The following is a 13,056-nucleotide window of genomic DNA, read 5'->3' as shown; positions in this document are numbered from 1 at the left end:
TGGCGCCGTCACTCGCCCCCGGGTGACGGCGCCATCGTGACGCAGCCGCCTTCCCTTTGCGGCGCTCGCTGATATGGTCGCCGGCATGGATCAGGACAGACCAGCAGTGCTCGTTACCGGCGGGGCGAAACGGATCGGCGGCGCCATTTCGCGCGCCTTTGCCAAGGCCGGATGGCATGTGGTGATCCACTACAACCGGTCGGCAGACGCGGCCGAGGATCTGGCCGCCGAGCTGGGCAGCGCCGAAACGGTTCGCGCCGACCTGTGCGATGATGACGCGGGGGTGGAGATGGTGGCGCAGCTCGCCCCGCGCTTCGCCGACTGGCGGGCCCTGATCAACTGTGCCTCGGTATTCGAGCCGGACGATGTGACCGCGCTAGACCCGGCGATCAACCGGCGCGCGATGCAGATCAACGCTAGGGCTCCCGCACTCCTGGCGCAGGCCTATCTGCGGCACGCAAGGTCGACAGCCAGGCGTCATGTGATCCAGGTAACCGACCAGAAGCTCGCCAACCCCAATCCCGACTTCTTCAGCTATACCATGAGCAAGCACGCGCTCGATGCCACCATCGCCATGCTCGCCATGGGTGCTGTCGGAGAGGACGACCGGATTTACGGCCTCGCCCCCGGCGCCATTCTCGCCAGCCACGACCAGTCCGCGGAAGAGGCAGAGCGGTCGCACCGCATGAACCTCCTCGGCCGCCGTACCACTGCGGAGGAGGTTGCCGACGCCGCCGTGTTCCTCGCCTCCGGGCATCTCGGCAGCGGGCAGACGCTCTATGTCGACAGCGGCCAGCACCTGTTGCGGCAGGAACGCGACGTGATCTACCTCGCCCGAGAACAAACGGGATAGCCGGCGCCCACGCATTGACTCGGCCCGCATGATCGTCATGCTCCCCGGCGCAATCACCGATGGGATCGTTCCGCAATGTGGCTACTCGACAAGTTCCTGAAATCCGCCGTCCGCAAGGGACGCCTGATCGTCACGGACCATGACGGCAAGACCTATGACTACGGCACCGGCGACAGCGCCGAAGCTCCGCTGCGCATCACGCTGACCCACGGGAAAGCCGCCAACCACATCGCCCGCTACCCGCAGATGGGCGCGGGCGAGGCGTTCATGTGGGGCTGGCTCAAGGTCGAGGAACCGCACGATATCCGCGACCTCATCCTCTTCGTGACCGAGCAGGCGGGCAAACCCGGCGATCGCAGCCTCAAGCCCAAGGGCAAGCTGCGCACCGCCGCCCAGCGCCTGATCGCCAAGGCCGACAGCATCAACCTGCGCGGCAAGGCCAAGAAGAACGCGGAGCATACCTACAACCTCACCCGCGAGCTTTACGAGCGCTTCCTCGACGAGGACCGGCAGTACACCATGGCCTATTACCGCGAGGATCCCGAGAGTACCTCGCTCGAGAAGGCACAGCTCGACAAGAAGGCGCATCTCGCCGCCAAACTGCACATCCAGCCCGGCCAACGCATCCTCGACATCGGCTGCGGCTGGGGCGGCTTCGCGCTCTACCTTGCGCGGCATTACGACGTGGAGGTCCACGGCGTCGCCCTCGCCCCCGACCAGATCAAGTTCTGCCAGGAACGCGCCGAGGAAGCGGGGCTGGCCGACCGGGTCAAGTTCAGCCTCACCGACTACCGCGATGTCACCGGCACTTTCGACCGCATCAGCTCGGTCGGCCTGCTCGAACACGTGGGCACGCCACATTACCCGCAGTTCTACGAGCACACCAACCGCCTGCTCAAACCCGATGGCGTGATGATGAGCCACTGCTGCGGCCGCGCGGGCCCTCCCGGCTTCACCGACGCCTGGACGCGCACCTACATCTTCCCCGGCGGCTACATCCCCGCCCTGTCCGAACTGGTCAGCCAGTCCGAGCAGTTCGGCTGGCAGGTGATGGATGTGGAGGCCATGCGCTTCCACTACAGCCACACGCTGGAGGAATGGTACAATCGCACCGTCCAGCACCGCGCCGAGATCGTCGATATGTACGACGAGACCTTCTACCGCATGTGGCTCTATTACCTCGCCGGGGCCGAACAGAGCTTCCGCCACGGCGACATGGTCAACTGGCAGCTGATCTATGTGAAGGACCGCAGCGCCATCCCCATGACCCGCGAATGGATCATGGAAGAGAGCGCCCGCCTGCGCGCCGCCGATGCCGATCAGGTGCCCGAATGGCGGTTCGCGCAGGCGCAGGCGGCGGAGTGACGGCGCTGGGCGCTATGTAGGATCCGCCCTCGGGCAATCCTACAGGATGGAGCACATGGAGCACGGTCCTGGGGATTATTTCTTCGGGGCGCAGATTGGGCCAGCGGGCTGGGCCGAAAAAAGCTGACGATGCGAAAGAGCGAGCTTCCGGCATATCGATTCACCATCGTGTAGGAAACGGCTTTGAGGCCTCTTCATGCGAGGGTGGGATTTGCCAAGACGAGACGCGCTGAGCGTCCCCTTCAGTCATTGCGAGCGAAGCGCGGCAATCCATGGAGTGACGGCGCCGCACTCCGCAGAGGTCGCTGCTCACGCGATGTTGCACGATGGATTGCTTCGCTCCGCTCGCAATGACGTGGTTTGTGAGTGGGGTTCTTCGCATGACGGGTCACAAAGCTCGGTTGCGCAGGATATCGGCCATTGCTGCCCGACCTTCGTAGCCCATTAAGGGCACGACGCCCCTCCCAGTCATTGCGAGCGAAGCGCGGCAATCCATCGTGAGACGTCGCCGTCACACGCGGGACTAAACGTCTTCCGCTCCCGCGCCACCCGCCCCCAATTCCAGTCTCGCAAAATTACATCACGGTGATTAGCTAATGTCGAAGATCACTCTCCAGGCAGGTTATCCATGAGCAAGACCCTCTTCCGCAAGTTTCTCCAGCGCGGCGTAACTCGGGGCCGGCTGGGCGTCGTCTATGCCGACGGCAGCGCCGATACCTTCGGGCAATCCGCAGAAGGCTTTCCCGAAATCGTGCTGCGCCTGACCGACGACCGCGTGCCGCGCGACGTGGTGCTCGATCCGCGGCTTGGCGCGGCGGAGGCATATATGGACGGGCGGCTGGTCATCGAGGAAGGCGATGTCATGGGCCTCGTCACCCTGCTGCGCGCCAACAATGCGTGGGAGCGGGGCGGCGATCTGCCCAAGCCGCGCCTCAGCCGCCGCCTTTTCAGAAAGGTCACCGGCGCTGCGGAAAAGGTCAACGACGCCGTCCGTTCGAAGAACAATGTCGCGCATCATTACGACATCGGGAATGATTTCTACGCTTTGATGCTGGATGACGAGCACTGGCAATACAGCTGCGCCTATTGGCCGTCCGACGACATGACGCTGGCCGAGGCGCAGCGCGCCAAGCTCGCCCATATTGCAGCAAAACTGATGCTGCGAGATGGCGACAGCGTGCTCGATATCGGCTGCGGCTGGGGCGGCATGGCGATATATCTGGCGCAGAATTACGATGTGAAGGTCACCGGCATCACCCTGTCGGAAGAACAGCACCAGCTTGCCCGCGAAAGGGTGGAAAAAGCCGGGGTGGCCGACAAGGTCAGCATCGAACTGGTCGATTACCGCGACTTCGCCGCCGCAGGGCGCAAGTTTGACCGCATCGTGAGCGTGGGCATGTTCGAACATGTGGGCCAGCCCCAGTTCGAGGAATTCTTCCGCTGCTGCGCCAACCTGCTCACCGATGACGGAACCATGCTGGTCCATACGATCGGCCGGATGGGTTCCCCCGGTTCGACCGACGCCTTCACGCGCAAATACATCTTCCCCGGCGGTTACATCCCCGCCCTGTCCGAAACGGTCGCGGCGAGCGAGAAATCCCGGCTGATCGCTACTGATGTGGAAACGCTGCGCCTGCATTACGGCAAGACCCTGCGCTGCTGGTACGCCAACTGCATCGCCAATCGCGAACAGATTCTCGCCCTTTATGACGAGCGGTTCTATCGCATGTGGCTGTTCTATCTGGCAGGCGCGGCGACGGTCTTTGAGTTCGGCGGCATGTGCAATTACCAGATCCAGTTCGCCCGCAACCGCCACGCGCTGCCTATTACGCGAGGGTATATGGGTGCGGAGGAAGAGCGCTTGCTGGGGTAGTGGGTCTGGCGAGCGCACCCACGCCTTATGTCGTCATTGCGAGCGAAGCGAAGCAATCCATCACGCGACGGCGCGTCACTCAACCCGCTCACAATTCGTACGCTGGTGCCATGGATTGCCACGTCGCTACGCTCCTCGCAATGACGAGGACAGCCCTCTCGGCCTCTTCCGAGTCATTGCGAGCGTAGCGAAGCAATCCATCTAGCGGCGGCGCCTCGCTCAATTCGCTCACAGTTCTCAACCTCGGCCAATGGATTGCCGCGTCGTTACGCTCCTCGAAATGACTGGGTTTCTGGTGGAGACCATGCAACTGCTAGGCACCCTCCCCAAATCCCGAACTCAGACTACCCTCGCGCCCAGCGATAAACCGGCCCGAACCCAACCAGCGCGGCCCCGACAAACGGCAGCGCCACCACCCATAGGCGCACACCCGTAACCCCCTCGGGGCTGGCGATGCTGATCGCCGCGGTCATCGCGAGGCCGATACAGATCGCGATCATGCCGATCACGAGGCGCAGGTGCGGCACGGGCGTGTCCCGCTTCGCAGCCCCCATTCCCCGCTCGTAGCGCGCGAAGAGGGCGATCAGCGGCAGCAGCACTGCGATATAGAGCGCGAACCAGACCGGCCGTGTCCACCACCATTCCGTACTTCCCGGAGCCATCCGCAAGCCGATCCCGCCGCCTATCCATGCGGCCACCATTACCAGCACATAGGCAGTAAGATGCCACAGATAGACGGTCATGATCATGCCGTTCATCAGCACTGTTGCCGTCCACAGCGTGATATTGTCGAGCAGCTTGCGGCCCCAAGGCTCCAGCGCGAGCACGAGGCCTGTCTGGGTCACTCCCAGCGCCAGCAAGGCCAGCGTGGGCGGCATGGAGTTGGTGATCTCGGCCCCCGGCACGCCGATCATGGCGATGGGATAGGGGCCGTATACGGTAAGACCGATCAGCACCGCGAGCCCGCCGAGGAACAGTGCGAGCGCCCTGCCCTGCCCAATGCGGCCCTGCTGCCATGCATAGCCGAGCTGATGGATGCCCACCCAGACGAAGATGAAATTGAGGAAGTTCACATAGGGCACGTCCAGCGCAAAGGTCAGCACGTCGACTACCACGGCGGCTGCCGCGAACACGGCCACGCTCGCAAAGCCCAGCTTCTCCCACAGTCGCCAGGTGAACGGCGCCAGCGCGGTCACCAGCAGATAGACGGCAAGGAACCACACCGGCACCAGCGCCAGCTCCACTGCCATGCGCACGGTGGCGCGGTCCATCCCGGCCTGGGTGGCGAGAAAGGCGAACAGGCCCCATGCCAGCAGCACGGGGAAGACCGGATTGATCAGGCGCTGGATGCGGCTGGCGAACCAGTCCGAATAATGGCCGTTCTTCGCGCGGGTCGAGGACCAGCTCACCCCGTTGGAATAGCCGCCGACGAGGAAGAAGATCGGCATGACCTGGAAGCCCCAAGTGAGCCACTGCGTCCACGGCAAGATGCCGAGCAGGTGCCCACCGACCACCTCGCCGTCACTGCCGATATAGGGGGCTGCGACCAGCCAGTGGCCGACCACCACAGCAAGGATCGACAGGGCGCGCAGGAAATCGACATAGCGATTGCGTTCCGGCGGCGCCTGCTTCGCCAGCGACTTCGCCTTGTTCCACATGAAAGTATTGCCCCTTTTCTCCATCCGTCTGGCAGAAGATTTAGGCTCGAATACTTAACAACCCAGTAGTTGCGGAAATTGTTACTGGAGGCGATTTATCGTTTTCCTACACGGCCGCGGATGGATAGCGCCCTGGTGGTTCTTTCTCATCGTGCATTGAAACCGGCGGTATTTGTTCATGGCCAAGCGCGTCTTTATTGCCCGCATGGCCCCGTCCTGCTAGCGGCGCGGCGAATTCACAGAAGGTATGCCCATGTCCGATATCAAGCGCGTCGTCCTCGCCTATTCCGGCGGTCTCGATACTTCCGTCATCGCCAAATGGCTCGAAGTGGAGCGCGGGCTGGAGGTCGTGACCTTCACCGCCGATCTCGGCCAGGGCGAGGAAATCGAACCGGCGCGTGAAAAGGCGCGCAATATGGGCATTCCCGACCAGCACATCTTCATCGAAGACCTGCGCGAGGAATTCGTGCGCGATTTCGTCTTCCCGATGATGCGCGCCAACGCCCGCTACGAAGGCGATTACCTGCTCGGCACCAGCATCGCGCGTCCGCTTATCTCCAAGCGTCTCGTCGAAATCGCGCATGAAACCGGCGCCGATGCCATCGCCCATGGCGCCACCGGCAAGGGCAACGACCAGGTGCGTTTCGAACTGTCGGCCTATGCGCTCGATCCGGACATCAAGGTGATCGCCCCTTGGCGCGAATGGGACCTGACAAGCCGCACCGCGCTGATCGCCTGGGCCGAAGAACACCAGATCGCCGTGCCCAAGGACAAGCGCGGGGAAAGCCCGTTCTCGACCGATGCGAACCTGCTGCACACCTCGTCCGAGGGCAAGGTGCTTGAGGATCCGTGGGAAGAGACGCCCGACTATGTCTATTCGCGCACCGACCATCCCGAAGATGCGCCCGACACGCCCGAATATATCGAGATCGGCTTCGAGAAGGGCGACGGCGTATCGCTCAATGGCGAGGCGATGAGCCCGGCCACCCTGCTCGCCGCGCTGAACGATCTGGGCCGCACCCACGGCATCGGGCGCCTCGATCTGGTCGAGAACCGCTTCGTCGGCATGAAGAGCCGCGGTATGTACGAAACGCCGGGCGGCGAAATCTATGCCCGCGCCCATCGCGGGATCGAGCAGATCACGCTCGACCGCGGCGCAGCGCATCTCAAGGACGAGCTGATGCCGCGCTATGCCGAGCTGGTGTACAACGGCCTGTGGTTCAGCCCCGAGCGCGAGATGCTGCAGGCGGCGGTCGACCTGAGCCAGGAGAAGGTCAACGGCGTGGTGCGGCTCAAGCTCTATAAGGGCAACGCCATGGTGGTGGGCCGCAAGTCGGACAACTCGCTTTATTCCGAAGCGCATGTGACGTTCGAGGATGACGCAGGCGCCTACGACCAGAAGGATGCGGAAGGCTTCATCAAGCTCAACGCCCTGCGCTTGCGCCTGCTCGCCAAGCGCGGCCGGTAATATTATTACGCATATTTGGTGTCAGCGGCGCGGTGATTTCATGCATCACGTCACTGCCGCCATAAAATTGCGATAAGCGGTGGACTTATCCACCCTGATCCACAGGAGATTCTGGGCGAAGTGGATAACTCCCACTTCGGCCGCTTGCCAATCCGCCGCTTCAGGCGCAGCTTCAACTCATCGGAATGGCCAGGAAAGCTTCTCACCAAGATGATCTAACGATCTGAAAGGTAAGAACTTTCTGAAACCGGGAAGACGCAGCGGGTTCTGTCCACGCGCTTTTCGAGACCCTCGTGCCAAGGCCTTTGGCCGGACGCAAGGCGGGTCGATGACGGAAGGGCGAAGGTTTCTCGTTGCGGGCCGGGCCATCCCGGTCGGTTGCCGAAGATGGCGTCGCGAAAAGGTCCTCGGACCGGAACGCGATGTGATCGTTTGAGGCGCCGGCCACCAGTGGAAGGCCAGGCTGCGGAACCGCCCGTTGAAGCACGGCTGGGCAAGGCAGGCGAGCGATCCTCGGATCGCAATGCGGCCGAAACCGGGCCGAGCGGAGGGTAGATCCGGATGCCGGTGCGAGCGCCGGTGAAGGAACCTGAAGACCATTTTCGAATGGCCGGACGGGGAAACATCGGGTGCCAAGTCTGTGTCCCTTGAACACTCGTGTTGAAGGAACTCGGCCACGCATCGGTGAGAGTGGGGTCGGCAGCGATGCCGGCCCCATTTGTCGTCTGGCTCCGGTGACCTAACCGGGTGCGGGATGGCGGAAGTCGCCCTCTTGTACCCTTGCGACATTGCACCCCCAATATGCTGTAGGCACCGTCCATCTTAGCCGGGATCACGATGAATCGTGGCGGAAACGGGGCAGCCTCCCCCCGGGTTAACGACTCCCGCAATGGCTCGCTTTATAGCCTTCCAAACCGCACGGGAGGTCCCAGACATGACCAAACGAACGCTTCGCAGCGTACTCTTTGTTGCAGCCATGGCGCTGCCCAGTACTGCCGGCCACTCGCAGACGAGCGAGCAGACGGCCATGGTTCAACCCACCTTCGGGGGGCATTTCGCGCCCTATCGCGCGCTGCCGGATCAGCCCGAGCCGGGCCCGAAAGCCGTCGATCTCGACAGCTTCGATCCGCCGATCGAGGCCGCGCCTGCCGCCACCACGCTCGGCAGCGGGGTCGCCTCCTATTACGGCAAGCGCTTCCATGGCCGCCGCACCGCCAGTGGCGAGCGGTTCGACATGAACGGCTACACCGCCGCGCACCGCACCCTGCCCTTCGGCAGCAAGGTGCTGGTCACCAATCCCTCCACCGGGAAGAGCGTGACGGTCCGCATCAACGATCGCGGCCCCTTCAGCCGCAACCGCACGATCGACCTTAGCCGCGCAGCTGCAAAGGACCTCGGTCTCATCGCCCGCGGCCATGGCACGGTGGAACTCGCGCTGGTCGACTGAGGCTCACAGCCCTCGCACGCCCCCTCACAGCACGGTGATCCTGGGGCAGGAGCGCGGCGCCTCCTAGCTTAGCCGCTCCACCTCCTCCGCAACCGGCAGCTCGTCCGCCGCGCCCATCGCGTCCCTGACCGGCTCCGCATCCTCGCAGGCGCCCTCCCCGGCCTCCTCCTCACACTCGCCATCCTCATCCTCCGGATCGCGCACCTCGATCCACGCGCCGTAATCGGTCTTCTCGAACAGCGCGAAACCCGCGCCAATGCGCCACCAGTCCTCGTCGCCCGCGATGAAGGCGGCGGTCTGGCATTCCTCCACGCTCAGCGGGTCGCCCAGCTGGCGCAGCTCGGGCGCGCCATAGGGCCGCGCATCCTCCATCATATGCTCCAGCTTCGCCCCGGCAGGATAGTGCGCGCAGTCGCGGCAAGCAGGCCAGCGCGGCTTGTCACAGCACGGCCCCGTGCCCTCGCCCTCATTGGGCCGCGGCTCCGGCCCCTCGGGCCCCATGCGCCAATGCGCCGGACCGCCCCCGCCATCATAGCGCGCCCCCACACAGCCGCACGGCTTGTCGAGCGGATCGGGCCCCTTGCGCCCGCTATCCCGCCCATGTTGGATTGCCCCTGCGCCAGTCCTACAGGATGGAGCAGATGGAGCACGGTCCTGGCGATAATTTCCCCCGCCCTCGCCCTCACCCGCGCCATCCGCACCGGCCCGCGCGCTGTCGTCCAGCGCCTCGCCCCGGCGCAGGCCTTCGAGCATGGCGTCCATCATCGCCAGCGTCTCCACCACCTCGGCGCGGTTTTCGAGCCGGTCGAGCCGCGCGAGATGCGCCAGCAGCAGCCGGTCGGAAAAGCGGCGACGGCGCGCCACCTCCTCGCCGTGATAGAACACCGGCTCCTCCACCCCGTTCAGCGCCCGCTCGGCCAGCGTCGCCTCGGCATGAGTGCGCGCCGCCAGCAGCGCCGCATCCCACAGATTGGCCAGCGCAGGCGAGGCACGCCGCTGGCGATAGGCCGTCTGCGAGGACACCCGCGCCGCCCGGCAGGCAAGCCGCACATTGCCGAACAGCTGCAGGCTCTGGATGAACTCGGCCTGCTTGCGCGGCGAGAAGGAGGTATGCCCCGCCCCATGCGGACCGGCCGTGGGTGCAGGCTCGATAGTGACGATCGCGTTCATGCGGCACCTCCCGCGCTGGCGAGGCTCGCAAGGGAGATACGCGGGCAGCACGCGGCGACCGGCGTTCGAAGGGGTCTGCGGGAAAAAGAAAAACTCATGGTTCACCTCAAGATTTGTGAGTGAACCGGACCAGATATACAGGCGAAGCCGTGTAGGACAGCACCTTTTTCACACAAAATGCCTATGCGAATACTTGCCAAACATCAGTGCGGGATACCTGGCGCGCGGCGGAGCGTTCACCCCATAGCGCGGGCGACCTTCCTCTCCCGCCATCAGGATCGCCATCCATGTTCACGCAATTGAATCCGCCGCTGCCCGTGACCGTCATCGACCGGGGAAAGGGGCTGGCGCTGGCGGTGATCGACTACGGGCCGGAGCACAACCTCATCTGGGTCACAGCACTCGACGCCAATGGCGAGATCTGGTGCGCACCCAACCCCAAGGTACGGATGCAGGAGAACTGGTCGATGGGGAGAGGGAAGGTGGAGATTGCCGACACCCGCTAGTTCGCGTCAAAGACAATGTATGACAGGCTTTTTTATTTTACCTTCTTTCGCATCGTCGCAGCCAAATCCGCATATTGTGAGGACTTGAACGAATTAAAATCTACCTCACCAATCTTACTAAGATCTGGAAAATTGTGCGCATCGCTTATTAGGCCGTCATCGATAAGTTTACGCAGCAAAATAATAAGACCGTTAACGGTTGTTACAGATAGGACTCCGCCGTCTTTTACGAGGCGCCATCTACCTGACCCGATACTGGCCCGACATGTGGTGAGAAACGAACCGATCGTCTCAACGCAGAATGCGACGTACTTGTCGAGATCAGCCTCTGTTGCCTCCCCCACCGTAAACCTTCTTTTCGCACCTTTTTTATTCCAGATTGCAAACAGCGAGTCCGTGCCACTGCGCTTCGTGAGTGGCATAAGGCCATATGACACGACGGACGATGTTCGAATCTTCCCTGCGTCAAGACTAGTTCTGGCGAGGTAACCACTCAACGGCTGGATTGTTGAAAGGCCATTCAACACAACCCTCGAGACGGCTACCGGCCTAAATGGATCAAGCAACACCCAGATCGCTTGGATAATATCCGACCCAGCTTTGTTCTGGGTAGAATTGATTTCCATAAACAGCCCAGCTTCGAATTTCTCTCGTTGCTTCTGGGAATAGCCCTTCGGGTAAACGATACCGGTCGCCAATAGGTTTTGTTGAAGTCGATATTTATCGATTTGAGAGTCGGGCTCGCGGTCTTCGTAGTAAGAAAACACGCGGTGCTGTCCATCAATAATCCCGATAGAATTAGCCGACCTTTTCAATCGAAGATTGATGGGTGTGGGTCGTACCGCTTCAGATGATAAATTTTCGCCATCGAGCGCTTCTATTTTGGTGTCATGCGGGAGGGTCACTACGATATTATTGGCGAAGACTCTCTTTTTGTCTTTCAAATGAGCTCGAATTGCTCGAATTTTGGATGGTATGATCAAGCGCTGATACAGACCTAAGGAGTCTCGCCACCCGTTTCTTCTCAACACATACACTCTCCGAAGAAGAGCGTCGGGATCGACATAAAATGAGACTATCTTAAAGCCACTAGGAAAGTGAGACTGCTCTTTAGGCAGAAGCAAAGCGTTATAATCATCGCTTAGTACACTAGCAGGGGCTACCCCAGATTCCCCAACTTCGTTCGGGTCTACTCGCAAATATTCTAGAAGCTCATAACGCGCCGACTTACGCAGCGACCTAGTCAAGGCGGAAAAATATCCGCGCTCTGCATCTGACATGAAAATATTTTCGTTAAACAGAGCTTTATGATGATCCTCTAACGAGGCGCGCGAGGTATAGATCAGCCTTACGATTAACTGATTATCTGTATACCCGGAGTTCGCGAGCCAAGCATCTACCCCGGTCGATAAATCTCTGAAAAAATTCAAGAATTTTGCAGGATCTTCCGCAATCTTATTGTGGACTGCGTCTTTGCCCTTAGCATGCTTACCTAAATTGGCTCCCTTACTTTCTGTATATTCGGCAAGAACCACGACATTCTCGAATACGAATATATCATCGAGTTCACACTTTTGACCTTCATACTGAAAGTGAATTCCGTCAACGGGAACCAGTCTATCAAATCCTGCGCGATCAAATATCTTGCGGTGGGAGCGCAAGAACGCCCGTTCCCGGGCCTTCTCCTGCCTCAATCTTTTCTGTTCGGGAGTAAGAGGGCTCTTTTTCTTGCTCCCAGACTTATTTTTAGCCGCGGCCATTAACCTGCCTCACGTTTTCGCTCAGCCATTCAGATGGAACAGTCGCGACTTTGTCAGTTGCCTTAGGCACTCTTGGTTTTTGGCCTGACCTTCTGATCGGTAGCTCACCCTTCTCAGCACTTCGCAATCGCTTGGCTGCATTCCTTGCATAAGAAGGGTCAATCTCGATACCGATCCCGATCCGCTTGTGCATATGAGCACAAATGGTCGTGGTGCCAGTCCCGGCGAAAGGGTCAATCACAACATCGCCTTTATCGGTCAAAGCTAAAACACAACGCTCCACTAGTTCGTTCGGAAATTGGCAGGGATGGTTGGCTTCTTTTTCCGGGTGGTTTGCCTTGACATTAGGAATGTTCCATACTGGCTCTCCGAAAAAAGCAGTGTGTCCATCAAACTCCCAGTAATCGGAAGGGTTTTTGCCTTTCGGATTGCCACTGGGCTTTCCGGCTTTGCTTCCTTTCGAGGCGGAGTGCCTCTTGCCGGGATAAAGTTGAGGCACCCTGATCGGATCCAAATTGAACTTGTAGTCTTCACCTTTGGTAAACCACAAAAGCACTTCGTACCGCCCGGAAAGGCGTTTCACCGCGTTGAAACCGAAGTTATATCGCCAGATAATCCGATTGCGGAAGGTTAGTCCTAAGCCATGCAAGATCGGAAAAAACACATAATCGAGGGGAAGCAGTTTGCCGTTGCGAACATGTGATCCGACCTGCAAACAAAGGCTGCCGCCTTCTTTAAGCTTGGCTTCAACCAATAGAAGGGATGATGTTATCCAATCGACATATTCGTCGAAATTCTTCCCCGAGCCGCGCTCATATGATTTTCCGATGTGATACGGCGGCGAAGTAACACAAAGTTGAACAGATTCGTCGGGAATATCTTTAAGTACCGAGAGAGCGTCGCCGCAAATCGTTCTGCTCGTGTACAGATCAAATTGGTTCGGCACTGAGATATTT

At 60.6% G+C, this 13,056-nt stretch carries 10 protein-coding genes; 6 read left to right on the top strand and 4 right to left on the bottom strand.

Annotated elements, in window-relative coordinates; translation table 11 throughout:
* The first annotated feature begins 85 nt into the window (after window positions 1-85).
* The 3 genes from ACYQ0G_RS01870 to ACYQ0G_RS01860 all read left to right on the top strand — a co-directional run bounded on the left by ACYQ0G_RS01870 (window position 86) and on the right by ACYQ0G_RS01860 (window position 4,091).
* Entirely contained in the window at window positions 86-853 is a 768-nt protein-coding gene (locus tag ACYQ0G_RS01870; protein WP_460098654.1) for an SDR family oxidoreductase, read from the top strand.
* A gap of 75 nt (window positions 854-928) precedes the next feature.
* On the top strand, window positions 929-2,218 hold the full coding sequence (locus tag ACYQ0G_RS01865) for a class I SAM-dependent methyltransferase (protein ID WP_460098652.1): 1,290 nt from the start codon (window positions 929-931) through the stop codon (window positions 2,216-2,218).
* 628 nt (window positions 2,219-2,846) lie between these two features.
* The gene (locus tag ACYQ0G_RS01860) at window positions 2,847-4,091 is read left to right on the top strand and encodes a class I SAM-dependent methyltransferase (RefSeq protein ID WP_460098650.1); all 1,245 of its coding nucleotides are present in this window, start codon (window positions 2,847-2,849) and stop codon (window positions 4,089-4,091) included.
* A gap of 344 nt (window positions 4,092-4,435) precedes the next feature.
* Here the strand turns inward: ACYQ0G_RS01860 and ACYQ0G_RS01855 are convergent, their stop codons facing one another.
* Entirely contained in the window at window positions 4,436-5,749 is a 1,314-nt protein-coding gene (locus ACYQ0G_RS01855) for an acyltransferase family protein (RefSeq protein ID WP_460098648.1), read from the bottom strand.
* Window positions 5,750-6,002: 253 nt separating this feature from the next.
* On the opposite strand from ACYQ0G_RS01855, the gene ACYQ0G_RS01850 reads away from it, so the two are divergent.
* A complete protein-coding gene (locus tag ACYQ0G_RS01850) occupies window positions 6,003-7,217 on the top strand; it encodes an argininosuccinate synthase (protein WP_460098646.1) in 1,215 nt (404 codons plus the stop codon).
* A 934-nt stretch (window positions 7,218-8,151) separates the two neighbouring features.
* Window positions 8,152-8,664 carry a septal ring lytic transglycosylase RlpA family protein gene (locus ACYQ0G_RS01845; RefSeq protein ID WP_460098645.1) on the top strand — a complete coding sequence of 171 codons (513 nt, stop codon included), beginning with the start codon at window positions 8,152-8,154 and terminating at the stop codon, window positions 8,662-8,664.
* 63 nt (window positions 8,665-8,727) lie between these two features.
* Here ACYQ0G_RS01845 and ACYQ0G_RS01840 read toward each other — a convergent pair whose 3' ends face one another.
* Window positions 8,728-9,939: a hypothetical protein gene (locus ACYQ0G_RS01840; protein ID WP_460098643.1), complete on the bottom strand. Its 1,212-nt coding sequence runs from the start codon at window positions 9,937-9,939 to the stop codon at window positions 8,728-8,730.
* Window positions 9,940-10,121: 182 nt separating this feature from the next.
* Between ACYQ0G_RS01840 and ACYQ0G_RS01835 the strand changes: the two genes are divergently transcribed.
* Complete coding sequence (locus tag ACYQ0G_RS01835; protein WP_460098641.1) at window positions 10,122-10,340, top strand: hypothetical protein; 219 nt, start codon at window positions 10,122-10,124, stop codon at window positions 10,338-10,340.
* Between the two features lie 32 nt (window positions 10,341-10,372).
* On the opposite strand, the gene ACYQ0G_RS01830 is transcribed toward ACYQ0G_RS01835, so the two are convergent.
* Window positions 10,373-12,100, bottom strand: coding sequence for a ParB N-terminal domain-containing protein (locus ACYQ0G_RS01830; protein ID WP_460098640.1), 1,728 nt, complete (start codon window positions 12,098-12,100; stop codon window positions 10,373-10,375).
* Window positions 12,087-13,046 carry a DNA-methyltransferase gene (locus tag ACYQ0G_RS01825; protein ID WP_460098638.1) on the bottom strand — a complete coding sequence of 320 codons (960 nt, stop codon included), beginning with the start codon at window positions 13,044-13,046 and terminating at the stop codon, window positions 12,087-12,089. Before ACYQ0G_RS01825 ends, ACYQ0G_RS01830 begins: the two co-directional genes overlap by 14 nt.
* Window positions 13,047-13,056: the final 10 nt, after the last annotated feature.

The sequence above is a fragment of the Qipengyuania triglochinis genome (assembly GCF_054655615.1).
This window is presented reverse-complemented; position numbering and strand designations above follow the sequence as displayed.